Below are 24297 nucleotides of genomic sequence, written 5' to 3' on the forward strand. Positions count from 1 at the left end.
TGACATGGGCAGGTCAAGAGAGCGAAAACCGGCCGCGGAGTGTACGCGCAGCCGTCATCACAGAGGTGCCCTCCGGCGAAGTGCACTCGCGGGTGTGACCTGAACGTGCATATATGCCGATTGCGGAGAAGAGTGAGGTTCCGCTTCACTCAGGTTCGCCTTGCGCTGTCCGCGCCGGTCGCGCTGGCCAGCCTGCTTTTCGCTGGGGGTCCGGGGGCCGGCCCCCGGAAAATGCAGCAAGGGAGGCTGATCATGGGCGGATCAGCGCCGCGACGGGACCGTCACCTGCCGGTCGAGACCACCAGCTTCGTCGACCGGCGCGGCGAACAGACCGAGGGCCGCGAACTGCTCGCCAAGGCGCGCCTGGTCACGCTGACAGGACCGGGCGGGGTCGGCAAGACCCGGCTCGCCGCACGCATCGCGGCCCGCGTCGAACGGGCCTTCCCGGACGGGGTGCGCTTCGTGCACCTGGCCGGACTGCACGACCCGGCGCTCGTCCCCCTCGCCGCCGCCGACGCGCTCGGCCTGCACGACCATTCCGCGCAGCCCCCGCTGGACGCCCTGGTCGAGCAGGTACGGGACCGGCGCCTCCTGCTCGTCCTGGACAACTGCGAACACCTGCTGCAGGCCTGCGCCGAGCTCGCCGCCGCCCTGCTGCACGGCACCACCGGCGTCCGCGTCCTCGCCACCAGCCGGCACCGCCTCGCGCTCACCGAGGAACACCTCATGGAGGTACGGCCGTTACCCGTCCCCGACCCGGACGGCGACCTGAGGGCCTGTTTGCAGACCTCCGCCGGCGCTGCGACGCCCGGACAGGCCCGCACCGCCGCCGACGGCTACCCGGCCCTCGCCCTCTTCGCCGACCGCGCCGCCGCCGTGGTCCCCGGCTTCCGCATCACAGCCGACAACTGGGCCGCCGTGGCCCGCCTGTGCCGCCGCCTGGACGGCCTCCCGCTCGCCATCGAGCTGGCCGCCGTACGCATGCGCGTCCTCGGCGTCGAACAGCTCCTGGAGCGCCTCGACGACCGCTACCGCCTCCTCACGGCCGGCAGCAGCGCGGCCCTGCCCCGCCACCAGACCCTGCGCGCCGCCGTCGACTGGAGCCACGAACTCTGCACGCGGCAGGAGCAGGTGGTGTGGGCGCGGGCCTCCGTCCTGGCCGGCGGCTTCGACCTGGAGACGGCGGAGGCGGTGTGCGCGGACGGCGAGCGAAGCGAGACGGGGGTCCCCTCGGCCGGAGGCTGGAGGAGGGTGCGGCCGCACGAGGTGCTGGAGGCGGTCGCCGGGCTCGTCGACAAGTCCGTGCTGGGGCGGGAGACGGGGCCGGACGGGGTGCGCTACCGGCTGCTGGACACTCTGCGGCACTACGGCCTCGACCGGCTGCGGCAGCTGGAGGGCGAGGAGGACGCCACCCGGCGCCGTCAGCGCGACTGGATGCAGCGGCGGGCCGCCGACTGCGAACGCGCCTGGTTCGGGCCCGGGCAGCGGGAGATCGTCGCCCGGCTGCGGGCCGACCAGGACAGCCTGCGCGCAGCCCTCGACTTCAGCCTCACCGCCCCCGGCGAACGCCTCGCCGCCCTGCGCCTCGCAGGCACCCTGTGGTTCTACTGGCACGCCTGCGGCGCACCCCGCGAAGGCCGCTACTGGCTGGAGCGGGCCCTCGACGCCAATCCCGAACCGACCCCTGAGCGGGCCCGCGGGCTGTGGGTGGCCGGCCTCCTCGCGGCCGCCACGCAGGACATGACCGGAGGCCTGCGCCGCGCACGGGACGCCCATGCGCTGGCCGAGCACCTCGGCGACAAGGCCGAGGCCGCCCACGCGGCCTACGTCATCGGCGTCATCCGCCTGTTCAGCAACGAACTGCCCGCCGCCCTCGACCACTTCGAGACCTCCGTCGCCCGCGGCCCCGTCCCCGGCCAGCACCTCAGCCTGCACGGCCTCGACCAGGTCGAACTCGCCTGCGCCCTGGGCTTCCTGGGCCAGGCCGACCGCGCCGTCGAGGTCTGCGAGCGCGCCCGCCGCCTGTGCGAGGAGCACGGCGAGGAGTGGGTGCGCTCGTACGTGCTGCGGATGCTGGCCCTCGCCCACACCGTCAAGGAGGACTGGGACGAGGCCGGACGGCACGCCCGCGAGGCCCTGCGCCTCAAGCTCGCCGTCAACGACGTCACCGGCATCGCCCTCACCCTCGACCTGCTGGCCCACATCGCGACCCGGGCGGGCGCCCACGAACACGCGGCCGCCCTGCTCGGCGGCGCCGACCGCACCTGGGCCGACATCGACCGGGACCGCTGGGGCTCGACCTACCTGGGCGCCATCCGCCGCGACAGCGGCGAGCGGACTCTGGCCGCCCTGGGACAGGCCGTCTTCGAGCGGTCGTACGACAAGGGAGGCGCCCTCGGACTCGCCGAGCTCGTTGCGTACGCGACGGAGGGCGAAGAGCCCCAACGCCCCACACCGGCAAAGGCGGCGAGTGGCCGCCGCAGATCCCGGCCCCCGCAGGACAGCACGCTCACCCGCCGCGAGACCGAGGTCGCCGAACTCGTCGCACAGGGCCTCGCCAACCAGCAGATCGCCGACCGGCTCGTCATCGCCCGCCGTACCGCCGAAGGCCATGTGGAACGCATCCTCAGCAAACTCGGCTTCAGCAACCGCAGCCAGATCGCCGCCTGGGTGACCGCCCAGAACTGAGCCCCGTCCAGGCTCCCCTCCTGGCCCCCCCGCACCCCCCACAGAGCGGAGAACCATGACCAGCACAGCACACGCCCCCACCCCGTTCGACCACCGCATGGCCGTGTACGGCGCGGACGACGAGTTCGTGGCCGCCGCGCTGCCGTTCCTCGTCGAGGGCCTCGGCGCCCCCGGCGAACCCCCGCCGGTGGCCATCGCCGCCCCCGACAAGCTGGACCTGCTGCGCGACGCGCTCGGCGGTGACACGAAGAGCGTCACCTTCGTCCCGCACACCGAGTGGTACACCGGCTCGGCCGCCAACGCCGTGGCCCAGGGCGCCGGTTACCTAGCCGCACACGCCGGCCCCGGCGGCCGTATCCACCTCCTCATGGAACCCGTCTGGAACGGCCGCGCAGGACGCTCCGTCCGGGAGACCACCGAGTGGATCCGGTACGAGGCGCTCGCCAACCTCCTCTTCGCACCGCTGGCGACGACGGCCCTGTGCGCCTACGACACCCGCACCGCCGGCACGGCCATCATCGAGGCGGCCCGCCGCGCCCACCCCGACAGCGCCGTCTACGAGGACCCGGTCCGCCTCACGGCCGAACTGGACTCCGTGCCGTTGCCGTTGCCCCCGGCCACCGCGGAGCCGCTCGCGCAGCCGTACCCGGAGGCCGTACGCAGCGGGGCCGCCGCCCGTGGGCTGGCGCCCGCGGACGCGGAGTTGTTCGCGGAGGCGGTCACCGCCGCGGCCACCGCTCTCGGCCCCGTGACGGGCGCCCTGATGTGGGGCGAGGCACCCGCCTGCGTCTGCGAACTGCGCGCTCCCCGCCGCCTCGACGACCCGCTGGCCGGCTTCGTCCCCCCGCCCGTCCCCGAACTGGAACCGGACCAGGGCCTGTGGTTCACCCGGCAGGTGTGCGCCTACGTCGACATCCGTGACGACGGGACGGGGACGACCGTACGGCTGCAGTACGGGTAACCGCTTGCCCGTACGCAGGTATGGAAACGGGTAGTCCTCCCCGTTTGCCGCGGCGCCGGGGAGGACACTCTGAAACCATGCTGGATCTCTCCGGGACCCCCCACCCGGACTCGGACCCTCAGTTCGCCGCGTACCCTCAACCGCCCTTGCGGGCAGGTCACTCGAGCGTGGAGTACGATCCCCGCCCGACGGCCGTCCGCGAGGCCCGCACAGAGGTCCGAAGACAGCTGGAGGTCTGGGGGCTGACCGACCGGGAAGACCTGGTGGACGTCGCCGAACTCCTCGTCAGCGAACTGGCCACCAACGCCCTGCTGCACTCCGCGAGCCGCTTCCGCCTCACCCTGTCCGCCGCGCACGGCGTCCTGCGCTGCGAGGTGCGGGACGGGGGCCGCCGCACCCCGCAGGTGCTCGAGGCGGGCGCCTCGGAGAGCGGCCGCGGGATGTTCCTGGTGAACGCGCTTGCCAGGCGCTGGGGCTGCCACCAGGACGGACAGGGCAAGACGGTGTGGTTCGAACTCGGCACGTGCGGGGCGGACGGCTGCGGTCCTTGACGGCCCTCTTGCCCGCACTGCCTCGTGCCCTGCGATTCTTCCGACCGTTCACCGCCACCACTTGGGGCTGAGAGCGATCGCACGCAGCTGCTTCATGGTCAGCGCGGGGGTCTTGCGGGTCGCGTCGTCGTGCGGGGCGCCGGAGTTCAGCTCGCTGATCACCACCCGCCTGCCGTCGGTCCGGATGGTGTCGACGGTCCACATCACGGCTCCGGCGCCGCCCTTCTCGCTGGGCACCTGGTGCGTGGCGACCTTCGTCCCGTCGGCCAGGACCTCCGCGCCGGATCCGAAGAGGTCGCCCTCGACGTCCGACATGTTGGGCTGGACGTTGACCTGGACGAGGCTCTTGCCCTTGCCGTCGTCGAGGACGAGGTAGCCGAATGCGGAGTCCTCACCGCTGTCGTCCGACACCTTGAACACCCCCTTGGGCAGCAAGGACTTGAGTGTCGGGGCGATCGCCACGGAGCCGGCTGTCCCGGTCGCGCTCGGCTGCGGCGCAGGCTTGTTCGTGTCCGGAGGCATCGCGTCGATGGCGTCCCGCCAGGCACCGGCGGCGGCGAGCGTCCTCAACTGGGCGGCAGACAACGGTGGTTCGGCCCGGCTGACCGGCGCGTCCTTCTCGGCCGCCGCGTTCCACTCGCTCACGCTGACGTGCTGACCCTGAGGCGTGACGAGCTCGGCGCTCCACCACTTGGTGTCCACCCGCCGGTCCGGATACTCGTATCCCTGCAGCACCATGACCACCGAGCCGTCCGGCAGCCGGGTCGTGCTGCAGGCGTCGTAATGGACGAACACCTTCCCCGGGCACTCGGTGGTCCCCCGCGCCTCGTCACTCCCCGGCTCCACCCGCCCCAGGCCGACGCTGATGGCCGCCGCGCCCTTTCCGTCGTCGTACACGAGCTGCACGTACGGCCCCGGCCGCTCGTCCGTCCCGCGCGCTTCCGCCTTGCTGAAATCCCCCTTGGGCAGCAGATTTTCGAGGGTGCGGATCATCTGGTCGCCGGAGACGGGCGAGGGGGCCGGTGTGGCGGCGGCGGTGTGCCTGCCGGTGCCGACGGAGGCTCCGTCCTGGTGCGCGGACGATCCGCTGCCGGGCAGGAGCAGGGCGCCGCCCACGCCGACGAGGGCGAGGGAGGCGACCCCACCCACGACGGCGGCCCGCCGCCGCAGCAGCAGGCGGCGCCGCCCCCGCAGTTCCCCGGCGGTGACGAGCGCGGCCCGGTCGGTGTCGAAGGTGTCGCCGGCCTGCCGCAGGTCGGCGGAGAGCCGTTCCTCGAAGGGATTGTTGTGCTGCTCGAAGGGCATGACGGACCACCGTTTCGCGAAGAGGTCGAGAAGAGGATGAAGAAGACGGCTGCTCAGGGCGGCGCATGGGCCGTTCAGGGGCGGGCGTACTCGCCGAGGTCCTCGCCGAGCAGTTCCCGCAACCGCCCCAGGGCGCGGACGCACCGCGTGCGCACGGCCGCCGAACTGGCGTTCATGACCTGGGCGGTCTCCTCGATGGAGCGGTCCTCCCAGTACCGCAGGACGACTACGGCCCGGTCCTTGGCGGGCAGCCGGGCCAGGGCCTCCAGCAGGGTCAGCCTGAGCGGCATGTCACGGCCGTCGTCGGGCACGTCGGGCAGCACGTCGGTGGCGCGCTCGGTGCTGCTGCGCCTGCGCTGATGAGTGAGGAACGTACGCATGAGAACGGTCTGCGCGTATCCCGCGGGGTTCCCGACGCGGGACACGCGCCTCCAACTGACGTACAGCCGCCCGAGGGTCTCCTGCACCAGATCCTCGGCGAGATGGGTGTCACCGGCGGTCAGCAGACAGGCGGACCGGTACAGATGCCCGGCCCGCACCGCAGCGAACTCCGCGTACTCGTCCGCGCGTGCCTGTCTCATCCACGTCCCCCTGCCCACCGCGCCGCACCCGGCAGCGTCCACACGTTCTCACTTCATTGACGCGGTGGGACCAGGGAAATGTTTCACGGCAGGCGGTCCGCCTTGCCCGCCTTGATGTCGAGAATCATGGTGCGGAGGGCTTCGCGGGTCGGGTCGCTCTCCCTTGGGTTCGCAGCCGCTGCACCTGCGCACAAGTGCGGCGCCGCATGTCCCGCGGCGCCGCACCGAAGCATCTCGGTCAAAGGCTGCTACGGCAGCCCATGCACATGCGCCCCCACAGCGTTCGACCACGAACTCCCGGCAGCCGCATCCCAGTTCGTCGACCATGTCATCGCGCCCCGCAGGCCGGGATACGTCTTCGACGGCTTGAAGGAGCCGCAGTTCGTGCCTGCCGTCAGGCAGTCGAGGGCGTTGTTCACGACCGTCGGAGACACATAGCCGCTGCCTGCCGCGCTCGTCGAGGCCGGCAGCCCCAGACCCACCTGGGACGGGGCGAGGCCGCCCTCCAGTTGGATGCAGGCCAGGGCGGTGAGGAAGTCGACCGAGCCCTGGGAGTAGACCTTGCCGTCGCAGCCCAGCATCGAACCGCTGTTGTAGTACTGCATGTTGACCACCGTGAGGATGTCCTTCACGTTCAGCGCGGTCTGGAAGTACGCGTTCGACGTCGACTGCATGTCGATCGTCTGCGGGGCCATCGTGATCACGAGGGACGAGCCCGCCTTCGACGACAGGGAGCGCAGCGCCTGGGACATGTACGTCGCGTTCAGGCCGTTCTCCAGGTCGATGTCGACGCCGTCGAAGCCGTACGTCTGCATCAGGGAGTACACGGAGTTCGCGAAGTTCGCCGCCGACGTCGAGTCGCTCACCGACACCGTGCCGTTCTGGCCGCCGACCGAGACGACGACCTTCTTCCCGGCCGCCTGCTTGGCCTTGATGTCCGCCTTGAACTGGTCGACCGTGTAACCGCCGAGCCCCGCCGAATCCAGGTTGAAGGTCACGGCGCCCGGCGTCGTCGTGGCGTCCGCGAAGGCCACGGCGATGATGTCGTACTGAGATGAGACATCCGAGATCTTCTGGACCGTCGCGCCGTTGTTGAAGTTCTGCCAGTACCCGGTGACGGCGTGCTTGGGCAGCGCGGTGCCACCGCCGCCCCCGGAGGACGCGGCCGTCGTGCCCGTCACCGCCGTCGACTTCGCCGACTCACCCGCCGAGTTGGTCGCGGTGACCTGGAAGGCGTACGACGTCGAGGCCGTGAGGCCGGTCACGGTCGCCGACGCGCCCGTCACCGCCGTCACCTTCGTGCCGTCCCGGTAGACGTTGTAGCCGGTCGCGCCCGAGACCGCGTTCCAGGAGAGGGAGACCGAGGACGAGGTCGTACCGGACACCGAGAGGCCGCTCGGCGTGGACGGGACCGTGGGGGCCGGGTCGCCGCCTCCGCCGCCGTCCGGGCCGTACACCGACACGTCGTCCGCGTAGTAAGCCGCCTGGCCGTACCAGCCGTGCGTGTACACCGTCACGGAGGTCGTGGCCGACCCCGTGGTGAAGCTCGTCGTCAGCTGCTTCCACGAGGACGAGTCCGGGGTCCAGGTCGACACGTCCGTGGTGCCCGTGCCGGTCACGCCCAGGAAGGCGTAGCCGCCCTGCACCCAGGCGCTCAGCGAGTACGTCGAGTTCGGCTTGACCGCCACCGTCTGGCTGCACTGGGCGTCGTCCTGCCCGGCCGGGGTGGCCCTGAGCGCGGCCGCGCCGCCGTGCACGGGGGAGGAGACCGTCGTACCGCTGCTCGCGGAACAGGTCCAGTTGCTCAGGCCGGACTCGAAGCCGGGGTTCTTCGCGTTGTTGACGTCCGCTGCGGACGCCTGGCCCGTGCCCGCGAAGGTGAGGGCGAGGGCGGCGGTGACGGCTCCTGACCAGAGCCGTGCTGTCGACAGCCGTGCCGTGGATCGTCTCTGTGGGGACATGACAATAAGTTGGTCCAGACCAATTCAGCTGTCAAGAGGTCCAGACCAAATGTCCCGCAGTCTCGCTCAGGGATCGGCGAGATGCTCGAACCTGCCCCGTTTTGACGCAACTTGTGAAACGGCAGTTGCTCATCAGCTACACAAACGCTGTTCTCCGGCCACAGAGGCGTGGATACAGTGCTGAGGTAGTCACGGAGTGAAGTCACCTCGGTGTACCGGAGTAACGCGCCGGTTCGCCGACGGGCGTACCACGGGGAGCTGCGTGTGCCAACTGCCATCGCCGTGACCAGTGCCGACATGGCGCTGCCACCGCAGGACGAGCGGACCCTGCCTGCCGTCGTCCTGCAGGACCTGGACAAGCAGCCACTGGAGCAGGCGCTGGCGGGTGTGCAGAGCCTGATCGACCAGCACGGGCATCTGGTCGTCGTCTGCTCAGAGGCGGTCTCCGCGGAGACGGGTCGGCGGCTTCACACGATCCGCTCCCTGCTGGAGACCGACCGAATCGCCCTGTTCCGGCCCGCTCTGCCCCCGCTCGGACTGGCCGTCCTGGCCCGCCAGTTGAGGCAGCTGGCCTCCTGCGACCTCAGCCCCGGGGTGCTCGCCTCCGCCGGCCGCCTGCTCACCCACTACATCCACGCCGGAGCGCTGCTCGGCTCGGTCGCCCGCCTCGACCGCGTCCACGTCGGACTCAAGCAGCACGCCAAGTCCTGGGTACCGGGCCAGCACTTCGCCGTACTCGCCCACCCCGAGCCGCAGTTGGTGAAGCTCGCTCCCGGGGCCGCCCTCCCGGGGCCGGAGTTCGGCACCTCGATGCTGGTCGCCAAGGGGCAGCTGCAGTCGGACTGGGTCACCGCGAGCCTCGTCCCGCAGTGGAACGCCCAGGGGCTGCGGGAGGCGGTGCTGCCGGCCGAGTCCGCGGCCTGGTGGGGGACGGGCAAGCTGATCGAGTTCGCCGCCTTCCTGCCCGACCTGTCCGTGCTGTACCAGCTGGTCACATCGGTACGGCAGGGCTCCTGCCACTGGTGCGGCATCGACGTCATCGGTGACCGCTGTGTCTTCTGCTCCGCAGGCCCACCGCCCGTCCTGGAGAACCAGCTCCCCGCGGGGAGAGGCTCGTGAACCGCCGTCCGGCCCCGCCGCAGACGTAACGCCCGCACGATCCCGTCCGCTCGACCGATATCCCCCAATGAGGTTGTACGGTTCATGAACTCCCGTCAGCGCCGTGGCGTGCTACTCCTGCTTCTGTCGGTCGTCTGCGCCCTCGGCGCGTTCGTCGGCGTCCTGTCCGTCATCAGTGACGTGAAGTCCCAGGTCGGACCCAAGGTCACGGCGTACGAGGTCAAGAGCGACATCAAGCCGTACACCAGCCTCAGCGCGGCCCAGTTCGAGAAGACCGAGATGCCCAAGCGGTGGCTGTCGGCGAATGCGGTCACCGATCTCGCCGGCATCCGCGGCAAGGTCGCCATGACGGCCCTCAAGAAGGGCTCCCTGCTGCAGAGCGACATGATCACCGATCAGCCCGCTCTGCAGCCCGGGCAGCAGGAGGTCGCCATCATGGTCGATGCGGCGACCGGCGTCGCCGGCAAGATAACGCCGGATTCCAAGGTCAACGTCTACGCCACCTTCGAGGGACAGAAGGAGGGTGACCCCGACCTGTCCAAGATCATCGTAACGAACGCCAGGGTCCTCGACGTCGGCGACCTCACCTCGCTCCAGCCCGATGCCGACAACCGCACCGGCCAGCTCACCAAGGCCGTCCCCATCACCTTCGCGCTCTCCGCGCTCGACGCCCAGCGCCTGACGTACGCGGAGTCCTTCGCCAAGCGGGTCCGGCTCGCGCTGGTCGCGCCGGGCGAGACCGGCACCATCCCCGGGCAGGACCGCACGTACCAACTCGCCAAGGACAAGTGAGAGGCCCCCATGCCCACGAGGATCCTCCCGGCAGTCGGTGACGTGGACGCGGTCCGGTCCATCACGACACTGCTCAGCCAGCTCCCGGACGCGGAGCCGGTGTCCCCGGTCGTCGACTCGACCCAGCTCGTCGACACCCTCGCGCGGCTCGCCGCCGAGTCCGTCGACGAGCTGCCCGAGGTCGTGGTGGTGCACGAACGGATCGGCCCGGTCCCGGCGCTGGAGCTCATCCGCGAGGTGGCCCTGCGCTTTCCCGCGGTCGGGGTCATCCTCGTCACCTCGGACGCGAGCCCAGGCCTGTTCCAGGCGGCGATGGACTACGGCGCGCGGGGCCTGGTGGCGCTCCCGCTGAGCTACGAGGAGCTGGCCAGCCGCGTCCAGGCCGTCGCGCAGTGGTCGGTGGGCGTACGACGCCATCTCGGCTCCGGCGGCGACGTCTTCACCGGCGTGGGCGGCACCGCCGTCACGGTGAGCGGCGCGAAGGGCGGCGTGGGCGCGACGCTGACCGCCATCCAACTGGCGCTGGCGGCACAGGCCTCGGGGCGCAGCACCGCGCTGGTGGACATGGACCTGCAGACGGGGGACGTGGCGTCGTACCTGGACGTCCAGTTCCGCCGGTCGGTGGTGGACCTGGCGGCGATCACCGACATCTCACCGCGGGTGCTCGCGGACGCGGTCTTCCGCCACGACACGGGCCTTGCACTGCTGCTCGCCCCGGGGGAGGGCGAGCGCGGCGAGGAGGTGACGGACCGGGCCGCGCGGCAGATCGTCAGCGCCCTGCGCTCCCGCTACGAGGTCGTCGTCATCGACTGTGGCGCGCAGCTCGGCGGGGCCGGAGCGGCCGCGGTGGAGATGGCCGACACGGCCCTGCTGGTCACGACACCGGACGTGGTCGCGGTCCGCGGCGCCAAGCGGACCGTTCGGATGTGGGACCGGCTGCAGATCCGCAAGGCGGAGGAGACCACGGTGGTCGTCAACCGGCATTCGCGCAGTACCGAGATCCAGCCGCCACTGATCCAGAAGATCACGGGTACGGCGGTCGCCGGGACCGTGATCCCCGCCAACTTCAAGGAGTTGCAGGGGGCGGTGGACGCGGGGCGGGTCCACGAGCTGGACAGCAGGGGCGCGGTGAAGCAGGCCCTGTGGGCGCTGGCGGGGGAGCTGGGGCTGGTCAAGGCGGTCGAGGGGGCGCAGCGGGGCGGCGGGCGGTTCCGGGGGGACCGCGGGTCGGTGAGCTTCCGGCGGCGCAGGGACTGAGGGGGATGGGGATGCGCACGGCTTGGAAAGAGAGGGACAGCGGTCAGGTCACCATCGAGTTCCTGGGCATGATGCCGACGATCATCATCACCCTGGTGGTGCTGTGGCAGCTCGTGCTGGTGGGGTACGCGTTCACGCTGGCGGGGAATGCTGCGGACGAGGCGGTACGGGCCGGGACGGCGGCGAAGGACGACCGTGACGGCAAGTGCCGGCAGGCGGGCCTCGACAAGCTGGGGGGCGCATGGAGCGAGGGTGCCGACGCGCACTGCGGGACCGAGAACGGTTATGTCAAAGCCGACGTCACCATCCACGTCCCCGTCCTCTTCCCGGGCGCGATCAGCCTCCCGTTCACCGTGCGGGGCCATGCGGGTGCCGTAGAGGAGGCGAAGAACTGAGATGCCGAACGCCCGCACGGTCCGCGACCGCGGCCAGGTCGCCATCGAGTACCTGGGGTTCCTGCCCATCCTGCTCATCGTCGGCATGGCGGTCGTGCAGCTGGGTCTGATCGCCTACGCCGCACAGCAGGCGGGTACGGCGGCCCGGGCCGGAGCGCGGGCGGAATCGCTGAACCCGGGAACGGCCCAGGACGGCTGCGTGAACGCGATCAGCGACTGGCTGTCCGTCGCGTGTGTGCCCGCGCAGAACGGCGACACCGTCACCGTGACCGCCACCGTCGAGATCCCGAAGATCGTCCCCGGCTGGGACTTCGGCCCCGCCAAGAAGACCGCGACCATGCCGCTCGACTCGACCGACTCGACCACCGGCTGACGCGGGAACAAGGAGCACCGACGATGAGCCTGCGCGCACGCATCAACGCCCCCGAGGAGAACGGCCACCGGGGCGAGGACGGCCACCTGGTCGCCTCGTACCGTGCCAAGCTCCTGGAGGAGATCGACCTCGCGGAGATGAGCGCGCTGGCCGCGGCCGAGCGCCGCGCCCGCCTGGAGCGGGTGCTCGGGCACATCATCAGCCGCGAGGGCCCGGTGCTGTCCACGGTCGAACGCTCGCAGCTGATCCGCAGGGTGGTGGACGAGGCCCTGGGCCTCGGCATCCTCGAACCGCTCCTGGAGGACGCGTCGATCACGGAGATCATGGTGAACGGCCCGGACGCGATCTTCGTCGAACGAGGCGGCAGGGTGGAGCAGTTGCCCCTCCGCTTCCCCTCCCACGACCAGCTGATGCAGACGATCGAGCGCATCGTCTCGACGGTCAACAGGCGAGTGGACGAGTCGAACCCGATGGTCGACGCCCGTCTCCCGTCCGGCGAGCGAGTGAACGTGATCATCCCGCCCCTGTCCCTCACGGGCGCCACCCTCACCATCCGCCGCTTCCCGCGCTCCTTCACGCTCCAGGAGATGATCGGCTTCGGCTCACTGGACGAGCCCATCCTGTACCTGCTGGCGGGGCTGGTGCAGGCGAAGTCCAACGTGATCGTGTCGGGGGCGACGGGCACGGGCAAGACGACGCTGCTGAACGCACTGTCGGGCCTGATCCCCGAGACCGAGCGCATCATCACCATCGAGGACTCGGCGGAACTCCAGCTGCAGCAGAGCCATGTGATCCGGCTGGAGTCCCGCCCCCCGAACGTCGAGGGCAAGGGCCAGGTCACCATCCGCGACCTGGTGCGCAACTCCCTCCGTATGCGCCCCGACCGCATCGTCGTCGGTGAGGTCCGCGGCGGCGAGTCACTCGACATGCTCCAGGCGATGTCGACCGGCCACGACGGATCCCTGGCGACGGTGCACGCGAACAGCGCGGAGGACGCGCTGATGCGGCTGAAGACCCTGGCATCGATGTCCGAGGTCGAGGTCCCCTTCGAGGCGCTCCACGACCAGATCAACAGCGCCATCGACGTGATCATCCAGCTCACCCGCTTCGCCGACGGCGCCCGCCGCATCACCGAGATCGCGATCCTCGACAGCCACGGCAGCGAGCCGTACCGCCTGGCGACGGTGGCCCGTTTCAACGCACAGCCGATGGCCGCCGACGGCCGCATCTACGGCGCCTTCGAATACTTCCCGCTCCCACGCCGTACCGCGGACCGCCTGTACATGGCGAGCCAGCCCGTCCCTCAGGCGTTCGGCGTCGCCGAGTCCACAGCACAGCTCGCCATCCGAGAAGCCAGGTAGGAACCGTCCTCATGGAACCCAGGTAGGAACCGCCCGATGGATCTGCACACCCTAGTCCTGCTCACCACCGGCATCACCCTGCTGACCTGCGTCCTGGCCGTCATGGGCCTGCACTCCTACGCCACGGGCAAGGCCCAGCGGCAGGCACTCGTCGACCGCCTCTCGGCCGCCGGCCAGATACCGGCGGGCGGCCGCCGCCGGCGCTTCCGCAACCTGGACCGCCGCCTGCGCCGTACGACACTGGGCAAGAAGCTGGAACTGCGGCTGGCGGCAACGGGCCTGGACATCACGCCGGGTGAGTTCTTCGTCTACATGCTCGCCACGGTGGCGGGCCTGTGGCTGATCGGCCAGGCGTCCCTGGCGCCCTTCTTCGGACCGCTGGCCGGGCTGCTGGGCATCTGGGTGGCGGTGCAGTTCCTGAACTGGCAGCGGCAGAAGCGGATCGAGAAGTTCATCAACCAACTGCCCGAGCTGGCACGGATCATGGCCAACGCCACCCAGGCCGGCCTGGCGCTGCGTACCGCGATCGGGATGGCGGCGGAGGAACTGGAGGCGCCGGCCGGGGAGGAACTCGCCAAGGTCGCCAACCAGTTGGCGCTGGGCGCGTCCATGGACGACGCCCTGGGCGAACTGGCCGAGCGGCTGCCGTCGCGCGAACTGGTCGTACTCGTGACGACGCTCGTGCTGTCGAACCGGGCGGGCGGACAGGTGGTCACGGCACTGCGCAACCTCACGGACACACTGGAGGAACGCAAGGAGACGCGGCGCGAGGTCCGCACCCAGCTCTCCCAGGTCAACATGACGTCGTACGCCGTCCCCGTGCTCGGCGTGGGCTCCCTGTTCCTCATGAACGGCGTCAAGCACGGCGCCCTGGACCGTATGACGGGCTCCTCCGTCGGCCAGGCGGCGGTGATCATCGCCTTCGCGCTCTACGCGGTCGGATTCATTTTCATCCGCCGCCTGTCCCGCATCGACGTCTGAGACGCCCGAGCGTTCCGAGAACTCTGGAGGGAGGACGACCATGGGACTTCTGCTGGCACTGGTGATGGGCCTCAGCGTCTGGGGCATCTTCGCCGGCATCCGCATGTACCGCGCGGACGCCAAACTGCCCGGCGACCTGGTGCTCGCCCTGGAAGTGGGCTCGACCCGCACGGGCGCGGTCGACTCGCTCATCGACCGCCTCGGCATGCGGTACGCGCCCGCGGTCCTGCGCCTGATGGGCCCGAAGCTGGTCGCCAGGTACCGCCGCAAGATCGACCTCGCGGGCAACCCCGGCGGCCTGACCATCGACCGCTATGCGGCCCGCCGCGCGGTCTACGGCTTCCTGGGGGCCGTCGGCTTCCTGGTGTTCCTGATGAGGGGCCAGTACCTCATCGCCCTGCTCCTGCTGGCCTTCGGCGCGTTCTGGACGGAGGTCGGCATCTGGTCGGCGATCCGCATCCGCAAGGACGTCATCGAGCGCACACTGCCGGACTTCCTCGACGTGCTCGCGGTCGTGGTGAGCGCGGGCCTCGGGTTCCGCCAGGCCCTGGACCGGGTGGCCTCGAAGTACGAGGGCCCCTGGGCGGACGAACTGCGCATCACCCTCCGCCAGATGGACCTGGGTATGAGCCGCCGACAGGCCTTTGCGGAGTTGAGGCGGAGGAACGACTCGGAACAGGTCGCGATGTTCGTGACGGCGCTGCAGCAGGGCGAGGAACTGGGCGCCCCGATCGTCGACACCCTCGTGTCCCTGGCGAAGGACATGCGCCGCACGGACGCGCAGAACGCCCGCCGCAAGGCGGCCCGAGCGGTCCCCAAGGCCACCATGATGATCACCACCTTCATGGTCCCGGCCACGTTGATCCTTCTCGGCGCCGGCCTGATCCTCGGCTCCGGCACCGACTTCGGCTCACTCACGGGCAAGTAGGGACGGGGTGACGAGGACCATGGCGACGACAGAGGAACGGGCGGGACGCGAGGAACGCACCCGGCTGCTACGACGACGTCCGAGGACCCCGGAGATCACGACCCCACCGGCGGGCACGGTCCTGCCGCCCCACGCCCGCACGGGCGCGCCCGACATCCCGGTGACGTCGGCGACACCGCAGCTGCCGCCGGGGTGGGAACGGGCGGACGCGCCGCTGCCGGGTCTGCCGGGTCTGCCGGCGCAGCCGGATCCCCGAGGCCGGGTGTGGCCGCCGGCCCCCCCGGCTCCCGCTCATTCGGCTGCACCCGCACCCGTTTCCGCTCCGGTGGCAGCTCTGGTGGAGTCGGCGGGACCACCCGCACCGGGCACCGAGAGCCGCACATCCCCCACGATCCCCATCCAGATCAACGCCCTCCAGGCCATGTGCCGCCAGGTCTTCGGCTTCCGCCTCGCGATGATCGCCCTGGCCGCTCCCGCAGCCCTCCTCAATGCCGCACCGGGCGTGGCCACCCGCCTCGTGGGCGCCGCGGTCGTCGTCACCTTCATGGGCTCCTACGTCCTCTTCAGGGACTGGGAGCGCTTCGGCCCCCTGCTCCTGAGGCACCCCACGCTCCTCGCCGTGGACATGCTCTTCGGCTCCCTGCTCCTCATCTCCGCGGGCCCGGACACCACGCTCGCCTACGTCAGCGTCTGCACCCCGCTCCTGGCCGGCATCGTCTACGGCTGGCGAGGAGCCGCGGTCTTCGCGTCGCTCCAGTCCCTGATCCTCTTCTTCGTGCACGCGGCGTCGAGGGACCTGCACTCCGGCCGTCCCGCAGAGACCCTGCTCCTCCCCGGCCTGTGCGTGATCGCGGGCGCGGTCGGCTCGGCCCTGCGCAACCTCATGTTCCGCTTCGGCGCCGCAACACAGGCCCTGACCACGGTGCAGGCACGTCTGGCGGTGACGGAAGCGGTCAGCGCCGAACGCGCCCGTCTCGCAAGGGAGATGCACGACTCCGTGGCAAAAACCCTCCACGGTGTGGCCCTCGCCGCAGACGGCCTCGCAGGCTCGGCGGGCAGCCCTCAACTGGACGCGAAGCTCGTCAAACAACAAGCCGAACTGGTCGCCCGCTCGGCCCGCCGAGCCGCCGCCGAATCCCGTGAGCTCCTGGCCGACCTGCGCCGCGAATCCGACCCGGACCACGCAACCGACGTCCTGGCCGAACTGGCCGCCCGCACCAGGGACTTCACCACCCGCACCGGCGTTCCGACGGCCTATCGCCCCACCGGCGACGACGCGGTCCCGCCCGTCCCACCCGCGGTGGCCCGCCAGCTCCTCACCATCGCCGCGGAGGCGATGGAGAACGCCCACCGCCACGCGGCCCCGACTCGAGTGGACGTACACGCAGGCGTCCACGGCGGCCTCCTCCGCATCAGCGTGTACGACGACGGCCGCGGCCTGCCCTCCGGCACCACCCTCGAACAGCTCCGCCGGGCAGGCCACTTCGGCCTGGTCGGAATGGTGGAGCGCGCGGCGTCGGTGGGCGCCCGCATCCGCATCGGCCGCGGCGCCCACCCCAAGGGCACGGAGGTCTGCCTGGAACTCCCGCTGGCGGCAGTGACGACGTAGAGACATCGCGCCCCGTCCCGTTCTTCCACCCAGAGAGGAGGCCGCCCGATGCCGGACCCCACGACTCCCCACTCAGGCCCCCAACAGCAGCCACCCCACAACCCGTTCGAGGCGTCCCCGGCGCCTGCGCCGCTCAAGGTCGTGGTGGCGGACGACAACCCCGTCGTCCGCGCAGGCCTGACGGCCCTCCTCTCCGGCCGCGCCGACATCACCGTGGTGGCGGAGGCGGCGGACGGCCGCCAGGCCTACGAAGCGGCCCTCCAACACCGCCCCGACGTAGTCCTCCTGGACGTGCGCATGCCCGGCGTGGACGGCATCTCGGCGCTCCCGTACCTGGTGCAGATCGCCCCGGTCGTGATGCTCACGTACAGCAGGGAGTCGGAGATCGTTCAGGAGGCCCTGCGCCGGGGCGCGGGCGGCTACCTGGTCCACGGCGAGTTCACCGCGGAGCAACTCGTATCAGCGGTATGGGACATCAAGGAGGGCAGGGCCCACTTCACGCCGACGGCGGCGGGGGCGCTGCTGGCGCAGCTCCGCCAGGGGCAGGGAGGGCTTCCGCTCCCAGAGGGCCTGGGTAGTGCAACTGCATACGAAAATGAGAATCGCGCACATTCGCATGCATCTACTCAACACCGCACTCCACCAGCGGATTTTGGCCTTCCACCCACCCCCACCTCCACTATTTCTTCAGAAAACCTTTCGCAGGTGCAACCGGATGTGGGACAGTCGTCGTCTGGATGGTCGAGTGGCCGTCCTGTGGCTGCTCCCGACAGGGCAAGGTTCCAACTGAGCACGAGGGAGGCGGAGATCATGGACCTCATCGCGTCCGGCATGAACAACCAGCAGATCGCCGCCACCTGCTTCATCAGCGAGAAGACGGTCAAGAACCACATCAACCGCATCTTCGCGAAACTCCACAGCACCAGCCGCTCGGACGCAGCCGCCAAGTGGCTCGGCACGGCGCCCGGTTCGGGCCGAGGGGTGGGGTGACCTGAGGTGGTGGCAGGGGGGAACGGGCAGTACCGAGCTCGTGGCCGGGTCTTTCTTTGGGCCCGTGGTTGGGCCCTGGGGCCCTTCGGTGGGAGGGGTGTTGCGCCGTACGGTTCTCGTGCCGAGAGCGGCACGGAGATCCGACCCGGAGGGGAACACCATGAGCAACTGGATCAACACCACCGTCGCATACCTGCAGACCCGCGCCGCCCGCAACGACAAGGGGCAGACGGCGGTGGAGTATCTGGGGATCATCGCGGTGGTTGTGGCGATCGTGTTGGCTATTACGGGTACCGACATCGGTCAGTCCATCTTCGACGCCATCACGGCGAAGATCGGCGAGGTCACCGGTGGCTGATGAGACTCGGTAGGTACGACGACGCAGGGCAGGCTTTCCCCATCTACATCACGGTGGTGGGGGGCCTGCTCTTTCTCGCGTTCGCTTACCTTGCGGTCGGCCAGGCCGCAGCGAATCGGAACGGTGCGCAGACGGCGGCAGACGCTGCCGCGCTTGCGGCCGCCCAGGAGACCCGGCACCAGCTCGCCGGCCAGTGGCTGGACGACGTACTCGACCCGACCAAGTGGCAGGACATCTTCGACGGCAAGCTGCCAGATGACGGGGCCTGTGTGCGCGCCGCGCAACTCGCCGAGCAGAACGATGCAGCGCTGGTCGGTCAGGGTTGCGTGCGTCCGGAACCCCTGACCTACACGGTCACGGTGAGGACGAACAAGTCCGTCGGCGAGTCCATCGTTCCCGGCACGGAGAGCAAGCACTCAAAGGCCTCCGCCACCGCCGTGATCGATCCGCTCTGCACGTTCCCACCCCTCCATGGGGGCGCCGGGGACGCCACGCTGCCGCAGCTCACCTGTAAGGACGGCCGGACCTGGCCCGTGGACCCGCACGACCCCACCGGTCTACCGGGACCCGAGGACCTCTTCGATGTCCATCTGGCCGACTGACAAGCGAACGACGAGTGATGAAGGAAGCGGAGTCATGAGCATTCGGTTCACTGCGAAGGCCCGTAGGGGGATGGTCGCGTTGACCGTTGCGACCGGTTTGGCCCTCGGGGCGGCCGGTTGCGGCAGCGGTGGTGGTGGCGACGACAAGAAGCCGGACACGTCGGCGTCCGCTTCCAAGCGCAGTGGTTCCGACCCGAGTGCTCAGGAGGGTCAGTCGGACACGCCCCTGGCCGAGTTGAAGGGGCCGGACGGTCTGCTTCTGCAGATCACCTCGGCCCAACGTGACTCCGGTGGCTTCGTCACAGTGAACGGCAATCTGAAGAACGACGGGGCGAAGACCATTGTTGTGCCGGCCGCGTTGAGCGGCAACGAAACCGAGATCACCAGGAACGGAAGGTCCCTCGGCGGCGCCACACTCGTCGACTCGAAGGGCAAGAAGCGGTACTACGTCCTGCGCGACACAGACGGCCGCCCATTGACGACAACGGGTTTTTCGACCGTCAAGGCCGGTGAGAGCCTGGCCGTATTCATGCAGTTCCCGTCGCCGCCGACCGACACCTCTGAGGTCAGCTTCCAGCTCCCCGGCTTCGCTGCCGGCACCATCACCATCTCCGGGTGAGGCTCGCCGTGACCAACACCCGAACCCCGACCCGAGCGAGCACCCCCCGCCTCGCCCTCACCTTCACCGCCGCCTCCCTCATGGTCGCCACCAACCTCTTCGGCGCCGTGACCGCCCACGCGGACGACTCCCCGAGCGTCCCACCCGGCACCGAACCAACAGCCTCGGCGCCGGTCAAAGTGGACCCCAACGACCCCGACCTCAAACTCCCCGAGGGTGCCACCCTCGCCGCCGCCAAAGTCCTGGACATCAAGTCCGTCGTGGAGGACCAGGGCGGCGAGGAACGCCGTGAAGACACCAACTCCGACGTCACGTTCGCCCTCCAGGCCGAGGTCCTGTTCAGCAAGGACAGCGCGAAGCTGAGCGACGAGTCGAAGTCCCGTATCGCCGCGATCGCGGACGAGATCAAGAAGCAGAACGCGACGAAGGTCCGCGTCTTCGGCTTCACGGACAACCTGGGCTCCGCGGCCCACGGCGACGTCCTCTCCCGGCAGCGCGCCAACGCCGTACAGGACGTCCTGGACCAGGAACTGCACGACCCGAACATCACCTTCGAGGTACGCGGCTACGGCGAGCAGTACCCGATCGCCGACAACTCGACGGAGGCCGGACGGAGGAAGAACCGCCGGGTCGAGGTCACGTTCCCGCGCACAGAGAGCTGAGCAAGTCCTCGAACGGCGTAGCCCGTCCCGGATGGATGCCGAGAGGGACGGGTCAACTGCAGACAGGGAGCACGAGGCGTATACGTCGCGTATACGCGGGGTATGGCCGACGTCATGATCCGCGTGCCCGCAGAAGTCCGTGACCAGCTCGCCGCCGTGGCCGAGGCAAGGGGGACGAGTCTCCGTGCCCTCATACAGGAGATAGCTGCTCAGACACTGACTCCAGAGCAGATCAAGGAACGGGCCGACCGCACCCGCGCCCTGCTTGCCGAGCGGTTCGGGCATTACGTGACGGACGAGGAGTCTGCGGAGATGCGGCGCAAGATGCGTGAAGCCACCGCTGCTCATCGGGCTGCGCTCGCGGAGGCGGAGTCGTCCCGTTGAACCTCACCGAACACTATGGCCTCGACAGCGCCACGCTGCAGACAATGGGCGGGAACAAGCAGGTCTCAGGTCTCATCCATGCGGCGGCGGCCAGTGATGACGTGTACCTGTGGATGCCGCTCCTGTGTCTGTTGGAGGCTGAGCGCGAACGAGCGGGGATCGTCGCCCACGCCGGTGTGCTGCTGGATGTACTCCGCGTCATCGATGACGACTACGCAATGGCTGTGACTGTGGCCGAGCTGTGCCGCGACGACGTCGGCTTCGGCGTCGCGGCGGCCGTACATGCCGCACGGCCGAACCCGATGCTCCCTGACGGAGCGGTGGTGGCCACGGTCGCGCCGGAGGCTTATTCCGGGCTCGGGGTCGGAGTCATGGACCTGAACCGCTGACGAGTTGGACAGGCCCGATCGCAGGTAACCCGCGGCGTCCGAGAGGCCGCCGGTCTGTTGCGTTGCCGTCAGGCGGTCCCGACGGCAACCCACTCAGAGCGGAACCGCACATCGAGCCAGCCGCGTCGTCCGATCACGACGCCTTCCCGGACTCTGCTGCGAACTGCGAGCCTCGACGGCCTGGACCGGATCACCGACCTGCACACTCAGGCACGCACCGCGTACTACCTTGCAGGCGGATTCTCGGAGCCGGGGCTCATTACTCGTGAGGCACGTTCCAGACGGCGGGAAATGTGGGTGCGTGCCCTCGAGAACGACGCCACGACGGTGCTGTGCGCTGTGCGCGATGGCGACACCGTGGGCATCCTGGCGGACTGGGGCTTCGGCGATGCGCGGGAGCCGGGCGGAGGTACGCGGATGTGGGCGGTGTTGCCGTACGAAGGAGCACGAACGTATGGAGCAGGGAACTCCTACTCGTAAGGACCGTCTCCGAAGTTCAGCGGTCATCTCCGGGACGGGGTTGTCGGCGGCCGGCACCGGTGGTGCCATCGCCTTCTCGCTGACATGCATGTCCATGTGAGCGAATGATTGCCGCTCTGAGGTCGTCAGCCCGCCGCTAATCCCCTTGAAGCAAAGGCTGGTTAATCGTTGTAGTCATTGGCTGGCCGAACTAACATGTCGTTCGCGTTAGCAATGCACACTTTGCTTTGGGGGGAGCGGGGCTTGCGTGACCGTACTCATGATGGTCGCGGCCGTGTACGGGGTCGTCCAGCTGTTCGTGCTGTCGTATCCGACGCGCTCGGTGCGCCTTGCCACGGTGCTGCTGGCGCTCATCGTGGGTGTCTACGTCTGTGGAACGGCCGCGGCCCTGCTGGAAGTGACGTACACCAGGGCGATCGCCGACCGGACCGGCCAGTCTCTGGTCGAGGTCGTGAACACCACATCCTTCACCACCGCTCCGTGGGTGGAGGAACTGGTCAAGGTGTCGCCGCTGTTGCTGATCGGGGCGTACACGAAAGTACGGCGGCAGTGGGGGCTGGCCGACTTCACAGTACTGGGCGCGGCACTGGGAGCCGGATTCGGTCTGCTGGAGTCGCTTTTGCGATACTCCCTGGACGCGGATCGGGCGCTCGCACGCCACGGCGGCTGGATCGTCCCGGACAGCCTCTCCCCGCCCTACATCCCCGGCCCGGGCCAGGTGCTCACCTCCTGGCTGCCCTCCCCTGCGGCTTCACTCGACCTCGGACAGACCGGTGACATCACCGTCCCCACCTTCAACCACTTGGCGTGGACGGCCCTGGCGGGACTGGGAGTTGGCCTCCTGTGGCGGGCGAAGGGTTGGGTGAAGCCGCTGGCGATGGTGCCGCTCGGCGCGTCCGTGGCGCACCACACCCTGAACAACTACGTCGTCCAGCACCCGACCGACAGGCAGGCCAAGCAGTGGCTGGAGCACCTGGACGGCAAGCTGTGGCTCGCTCCCCTGCTGGTGCTGTTCCTGGCGATGACCGTCGACTGGGTCTGCCTGCGTAGGGGGAAGCGGCGAATACCCGGCCTGCTGCTTTCGGCCGAGCAGGAGGACGGCGACAGCGCGGCCGCGCTGATCCGCTACGCAAGCCGACGCCTCCCGTGCACCGTCCTGATCGCGCTGCGCTTCGTACGCCTGCGGCGTGCCCTCTGCTACGCAGCGGTCGGCACCCTCTCGCCCGCCCTCGAGCCGTTACGTCGGGCAGTGGCTGACATCGCCACGCGGATCGACGCCACTGACCATGAACGGGCCTGGCGTACGGCCGACATACGCGCCCACGTGAGAGCGGCCAGATCCGCTGTGGGAAGCCGTAGAAGGCTAGTGGCGCTGATCCCCTGCGTCCTGCTGCTCCCGTCTGTCCTCTTCCTCTGCGTCGGCTCGTTCAAGTCGACAGCCGGGCTACAGGATTACTTCACCACCGGCGTCGGCCCGAAGATCCTGCTGGGTTTCGCGATGGCCGCCCTGGTGTGGATCGCCTGGCAGTCGGCCACCCTGCTGCGCACCTGGCGGGAGACAGCAGCCCATCCGCTGGGCGAGCAACTCGCTGCCCACCGCCTGCGCCTCTCCTCGGCGCTGGCTTCCGCGACGATCGGAACGCTCCTGCTCTGGCGGAGCACCGGGCCCGCCGGACCCGAGGGGCGGGTCATCCCCGTCGCACATCTCCTTGACGCCCTCGACAAATTCCTGGCCTACGTCGGCTTCGCCCTGCTGCTCCTCTCCGTGCTTGCACTGTTTCCGCCGGGAGCTGGACTGGCATTCGCGGGCATCACCGTGTCGGGCGAGGGGATAATGGTGTCTGCTCTTGCCGCGCGACTTGGTGCAGCGGGTATTGCCCTCATGGCGGCCGGGGCCGTCGGCGGGGGTGCCGGTGGTGGGGGCGGCGGATCAGGTCCGGGGGCGAACCCCCCTCCCGCACAGCAGGGTTCGGCTTCGGGCGACGCGATCGGGGGGCACCGGACGGCATCCGGTATCGCAAAATGGGCCCGCGAACAGGGATGGACGGAGACGCAGACAGAAAATGGTCCTCCGAAATTCATAGATGAGAACGGGATCGTCCGCGTGACGCTGAAGCAAGGAAGCAGTCGTGCACCTGGAAGCGGCATGCCGCATGTGGAAATCCGTAATGCTCAGGGAGAGCGAATCGATCCGACCGGCAATCTCGTTGCAAGGAAGAGCCCAGGGAACCACACATCGATCATCTGGGACTTGCCATGAATGCTGAAAAGATCGAATACCCGAAGCTGGACGGGTTCGCGAACGTCTACCTGGAGGACAGTTTCGTTCTGCAGGTCAAGGCCACTCCCGGGTATCTGGCCTTCGATGTCGAGCTGGTCCTCACCCCGCAGCACCCGGCCTACCATCCGCCCGCGCCTGGTGAGCAGGCCTGCTATGCGCGAGCAACTATCGAATTCCCGGAGGTGCGCAACCTCGTGTGGTCCGGCCAGGGAACCCCTCCCGCAGTGGACGCATCCGGATCCAAGGACTATGGAGGCATCGACGCGCTCTTCTGGACTGGTTCGGCCTTCCACCTGGAAGGAGATTGGGGTGCCATTGACGTAGCGTCCGCGCTTCCCGTTATCCGACTGCTCCCCGAAACGTGAGCACGTAGCACTACGTCTTCATTCACCCCGGTCAGCCTCACGCCCCATCCTCGACAACGTCGGCGCGGCCTGCAGAACCGTCCCGTCCCCCTCGAACTGGCGGGCGCCGAGTTCATTGACTACGCGGCGAGCCTCGGGCACGTGGCGATCGAAGTAGGTCACTCACGAGTACGAGGCGGACCACGGCATGCCGTTCGAGTGGTTCGACTCGCTGTGCGCCGTCGGGGACTTCGACTCGAACTGGGAGCACCGGGAGACGACAGCGCGACAGGTCTACGGCATCCTGGCCACCCTCGACCGCTACG

At 69.5% G+C, this 24297-nt stretch carries 24 protein-coding genes; 21 read left to right on the forward strand and 3 right to left on the reverse strand.

Going from position 1 to position 24297, the window contains the following annotated elements; all coding sequences use genetic code 11:
• The first annotated feature begins 252 nt into the window (after positions 1 to 252).
• From EDD92_RS29825 to EDD92_RS29835, 3 genes are all read left to right on the forward strand, one after another.
• Positions 253 to 2688 carry a LuxR C-terminal-related transcriptional regulator gene (locus EDD92_RS29825; RefSeq protein WP_123967192.1) on the forward strand — a complete coding sequence of 812 codons (2436 nt, stop codon included), beginning with the start codon at positions 253 to 255 and terminating at the stop codon, positions 2686 to 2688.
• A 55-nt stretch (positions 2689 to 2743) separates the two neighbouring features.
• Complete coding sequence (locus EDD92_RS29830) at positions 2744 to 3649, forward strand: MEDS domain-containing protein (RefSeq protein ID WP_123967193.1); 906 nt, start codon at positions 2744 to 2746, stop codon at positions 3647 to 3649.
• 77 nt (positions 3650 to 3726) lie between these two features.
• Positions 3727 to 4200 carry an ATP-binding protein gene (locus EDD92_RS29835; protein WP_123967194.1) on the forward strand — a complete coding sequence of 158 codons (474 nt, stop codon included), beginning with the start codon at positions 3727 to 3729 and terminating at the stop codon, positions 4198 to 4200.
• 48 nt (positions 4201 to 4248) lie between these two features.
• Here the strand turns inward: EDD92_RS29835 and EDD92_RS29840 are convergent, their stop codons facing one another.
• From EDD92_RS29840 to EDD92_RS29855, 3 genes are all read right to left on the reverse strand, one after another.
• Entirely contained in the window at positions 4249 to 5505 is a 1257-nt protein-coding gene (locus tag EDD92_RS29840) for a hypothetical protein (protein ID WP_185124158.1), read from the reverse strand.
• 74 nt (positions 5506 to 5579) lie between these two features.
• A complete protein-coding gene (locus EDD92_RS29850) occupies positions 5580 to 6086 on the reverse strand; it encodes a SigE family RNA polymerase sigma factor (RefSeq protein WP_123967197.1) in 507 nt (168 codons plus the stop codon).
• A gap of 248 nt (positions 6087 to 6334) precedes the next feature.
• Positions 6335 to 8047 carry a chitinase gene (locus EDD92_RS29855; RefSeq protein WP_185124159.1) on the reverse strand — a complete coding sequence of 571 codons (1713 nt, stop codon included), beginning with the start codon at positions 8045 to 8047 and terminating at the stop codon, positions 6335 to 6337.
• 297 nt (positions 8048 to 8344) lie between these two features.
• Here EDD92_RS29855 and EDD92_RS29865 point away from each other — a divergent pair, with 297 nt between their 5' ends.
• The 18 genes from EDD92_RS29865 (at position 8345) to EDD92_RS29955 (ending at position 23992) form a co-directional block, all read left to right on the forward strand.
• Positions 8345 to 9166 carry a hypothetical protein gene (locus EDD92_RS29865; RefSeq protein WP_260327344.1) on the forward strand — a complete coding sequence of 274 codons (822 nt, stop codon included), beginning with the start codon at positions 8345 to 8347 and terminating at the stop codon, positions 9164 to 9166.
• 84 nt (positions 9167 to 9250) lie between these two features.
• Positions 9251 to 9958, forward strand: coding sequence for a Flp pilus assembly protein CpaB (cpaB, locus tag EDD92_RS29870; protein WP_123967199.1), 708 nt, complete (start codon positions 9251 to 9253; stop codon positions 9956 to 9958).
• A gap of 9 nt (positions 9959 to 9967) precedes the next feature.
• On the forward strand, positions 9968 to 11215 hold the full coding sequence (locus tag EDD92_RS29875) for an AAA family ATPase (RefSeq protein ID WP_123967200.1): 1248 nt from the start codon (positions 9968 to 9970) through the stop codon (positions 11213 to 11215).
• Positions 11216 to 11226: 11 nt separating this feature from the next.
• Positions 11227 to 11610 (forward strand): pilus assembly protein, encoded by a 384-nt coding sequence (locus tag EDD92_RS29880; protein ID WP_123967201.1) that lies wholly within the window; start codon positions 11227 to 11229, stop codon positions 11608 to 11610.
• 1 nt (position 11611) lies between these two features.
• A complete protein-coding gene (locus EDD92_RS29885; protein ID WP_123967202.1) occupies positions 11612 to 11983 on the forward strand; it encodes a TadE/TadG family type IV pilus assembly protein in 372 nt (123 codons plus the stop codon).
• A 23-nt stretch (positions 11984 to 12006) separates the two neighbouring features.
• Positions 12007 to 13344, forward strand: a complete 1338-nt coding sequence (locus EDD92_RS29890; protein WP_123967203.1) for a CpaF family protein — start codon at positions 12007 to 12009, stop codon at positions 13342 to 13344.
• A gap of 36 nt (positions 13345 to 13380) precedes the next feature.
• Positions 13381 to 14325, forward strand: coding sequence for a type II secretion system F family protein (locus EDD92_RS29895; RefSeq protein WP_123967204.1), 945 nt, complete (start codon positions 13381 to 13383; stop codon positions 14323 to 14325).
• Positions 14326 to 14365: 40 nt separating this feature from the next.
• Positions 14366 to 15253, forward strand: coding sequence for a DUF5936 domain-containing protein (locus EDD92_RS29900; RefSeq protein WP_123967205.1), 888 nt, complete (start codon positions 14366 to 14368; stop codon positions 15251 to 15253).
• A gap of 19 nt (positions 15254 to 15272) precedes the next feature.
• Positions 15273 to 16862 carry a sensor histidine kinase gene (locus tag EDD92_RS29905; protein WP_123967206.1) on the forward strand — a complete coding sequence of 530 codons (1590 nt, stop codon included), beginning with the start codon at positions 15273 to 15275 and terminating at the stop codon, positions 16860 to 16862.
• A gap of 48 nt (positions 16863 to 16910) precedes the next feature.
• Complete coding sequence (locus tag EDD92_RS29910) at positions 16911 to 17852, forward strand: response regulator transcription factor (protein ID WP_123967207.1); 942 nt, start codon at positions 16911 to 16913, stop codon at positions 17850 to 17852.
• A gap of 160 nt (positions 17853 to 18012) precedes the next feature.
• Positions 18013 to 18210, forward strand: a complete 198-nt coding sequence (locus EDD92_RS29915) for a Flp family type IVb pilin (protein WP_123967208.1) — start codon at positions 18013 to 18015, stop codon at positions 18208 to 18210.
• The gene (locus EDD92_RS29920) at positions 18210 to 18812 is read left to right on the forward strand and encodes a pilus assembly protein TadG-related protein (protein WP_185124160.1); all 603 of its coding nucleotides are present in this window, start codon (positions 18210 to 18212) and stop codon (positions 18810 to 18812) included. Before EDD92_RS29915 ends, EDD92_RS29920 begins: the two co-directional genes overlap by 1 nt.
• Positions 18813 to 18846: 34 nt before the next feature.
• Complete coding sequence (locus EDD92_RS29925; RefSeq protein ID WP_123970614.1) at positions 18847 to 19431, forward strand: hypothetical protein; 585 nt, start codon at positions 18847 to 18849, stop codon at positions 19429 to 19431.
• A gap of 80 nt (positions 19432 to 19511) precedes the next feature.
• Positions 19512 to 20093 carry an OmpA family protein gene (locus EDD92_RS29930; protein WP_123970615.1) on the forward strand — a complete coding sequence of 194 codons (582 nt, stop codon included), beginning with the start codon at positions 19512 to 19514 and terminating at the stop codon, positions 20091 to 20093.
• Between the two features lie 102 nt (positions 20094 to 20195).
• The gene (locus tag EDD92_RS29935) at positions 20196 to 20477 is read left to right on the forward strand and encodes an Arc family DNA-binding protein (RefSeq protein ID WP_123967209.1); all 282 of its coding nucleotides are present in this window, start codon (positions 20196 to 20198) and stop codon (positions 20475 to 20477) included.
• The gene (locus EDD92_RS29940) at positions 20474 to 20866 is read left to right on the forward strand and encodes a hypothetical protein (RefSeq protein ID WP_123967210.1); all 393 of its coding nucleotides are present in this window, start codon (positions 20474 to 20476) and stop codon (positions 20864 to 20866) included. Before EDD92_RS29935 ends, EDD92_RS29940 begins: the two co-directional genes overlap by 4 nt.
• A gap of 727 nt (positions 20867 to 21593) precedes the next feature.
• The gene (locus tag EDD92_RS29950) at positions 21594 to 23606 is read left to right on the forward strand and encodes a PrsW family glutamic-type intramembrane protease (protein ID WP_221268135.1); all 2013 of its coding nucleotides are present in this window, start codon (positions 21594 to 21596) and stop codon (positions 23604 to 23606) included.
• Positions 23603 to 23992, forward strand: coding sequence for a hypothetical protein (locus EDD92_RS29955; protein WP_123967211.1), 390 nt, complete (start codon positions 23603 to 23605; stop codon positions 23990 to 23992). Before EDD92_RS29950 ends, EDD92_RS29955 begins: the two co-directional genes overlap by 4 nt.
• Positions 23993 to 24297: the final 305 nt, after the last annotated feature.

This window comes from Streptomyces sp. TLI_185 (assembly GCF_003814765.1).
Lineage (GTDB): Bacteria > Actinomycetota > Actinomycetes > Streptomycetales > Streptomycetaceae > Streptomyces.

Bases quoted from the DNA above. Each gene is read 5' to 3' on its own strand.
- EDD92_RS29900 (WP_123967205.1), top strand. From the start codon at position 14,366: ATGGGACTTCTGCTGGCACTGGTGATGGGCCTCAGCGTCTGGGGCATC.
- EDD92_RS29875 (WP_123967200.1), top strand. From the start codon at position 9,968: ATGCCCACGAGGATCCTCCCGGCAGTCGGTGACGTGGACGCGGTCCGG.
- EDD92_RS29895 (WP_123967204.1), top strand. From the start codon at position 13,381: ATGGATCTGCACACCCTAGTCCTGCTCACCACCGGCATCACCCTGCTG.
- EDD92_RS29915 (WP_123967208.1), top strand. From the start codon at position 18,013: ATGAGCAACTGGATCAACACCACCGTCGCATACCTGCAGACCCGCGCC.
- EDD92_RS29830 (WP_123967193.1), top strand. From the start codon at position 2,744: ATGACCAGCACAGCACACGCCCCCACCCCGTTCGACCACCGCATGGCC.
- EDD92_RS29935 (WP_123967209.1), top strand. From the start codon at position 20,196: ATGGCCGACGTCATGATCCGCGTGCCCGCAGAAGTCCGTGACCAGCTC.
- EDD92_RS29865 (WP_260327344.1), top strand. From the start codon at position 8,345: ATGGCGCTGCCACCGCAGGACGAGCGGACCCTGCCTGCCGTCGTCCTG.
- EDD92_RS29955 (WP_123967211.1), top strand. From the start codon at position 23,603: ATGAATGCTGAAAAGATCGAATACCCGAAGCTGGACGGGTTCGCGAAC.
- EDD92_RS29925 (WP_123970614.1), top strand. From the start codon at position 18,847: ATGAGCATTCGGTTCACTGCGAAGGCCCGTAGGGGGATGGTCGCGTTG.
- EDD92_RS29930 (WP_123970615.1), top strand. From the start codon at position 19,512: ATGGTCGCCACCAACCTCTTCGGCGCCGTGACCGCCCACGCGGACGAC.
- EDD92_RS29880 (WP_123967201.1), top strand. From the start codon at position 11,227: ATGCGCACGGCTTGGAAAGAGAGGGACAGCGGTCAGGTCACCATCGAG.
- EDD92_RS29920 (WP_185124160.1), top strand. From the start codon at position 18,210: ATGAGACTCGGTAGGTACGACGACGCAGGGCAGGCTTTCCCCATCTAC.
- EDD92_RS29835 (WP_123967194.1), top strand. From the start codon at position 3,727: ATGCTGGATCTCTCCGGGACCCCCCACCCGGACTCGGACCCTCAGTTC.
- EDD92_RS29890 (WP_123967203.1), top strand. From the start codon at position 12,007: ATGAGCCTGCGCGCACGCATCAACGCCCCCGAGGAGAACGGCCACCGG.
- EDD92_RS29855 (WP_185124159.1), bottom strand. From the start codon at position 8,047: ATGTCCCCACAGAGACGATCCACGGCACGGCTGTCGACAGCACGGCTC.
- cpaB (WP_123967199.1), top strand. From the start codon at position 9,251: ATGAACTCCCGTCAGCGCCGTGGCGTGCTACTCCTGCTTCTGTCGGTC.
- EDD92_RS29840 (WP_185124158.1), bottom strand. From the start codon at position 5,505: ATGCCCTTCGAGCAGCACAACAATCCCTTCGAGGAACGGCTCTCCGCC.
- EDD92_RS29885 (WP_123967202.1), top strand. From the start codon at position 11,612: ATGCCGAACGCCCGCACGGTCCGCGACCGCGGCCAGGTCGCCATCGAG.
- EDD92_RS29850 (WP_123967197.1), bottom strand. From the start codon at position 6,086: ATGAGACAGGCACGCGCGGACGAGTACGCGGAGTTCGCTGCGGTGCGG.
- EDD92_RS29905 (WP_123967206.1), top strand. From the start codon at position 15,273: ATGGCGACGACAGAGGAACGGGCGGGACGCGAGGAACGCACCCGGCTG.
- EDD92_RS29825 (WP_123967192.1), top strand. From the start codon at position 253: ATGGGCGGATCAGCGCCGCGACGGGACCGTCACCTGCCGGTCGAGACC.
- EDD92_RS29910 (WP_123967207.1), top strand. From the start codon at position 16,911: ATGCCGGACCCCACGACTCCCCACTCAGGCCCCCAACAGCAGCCACCC.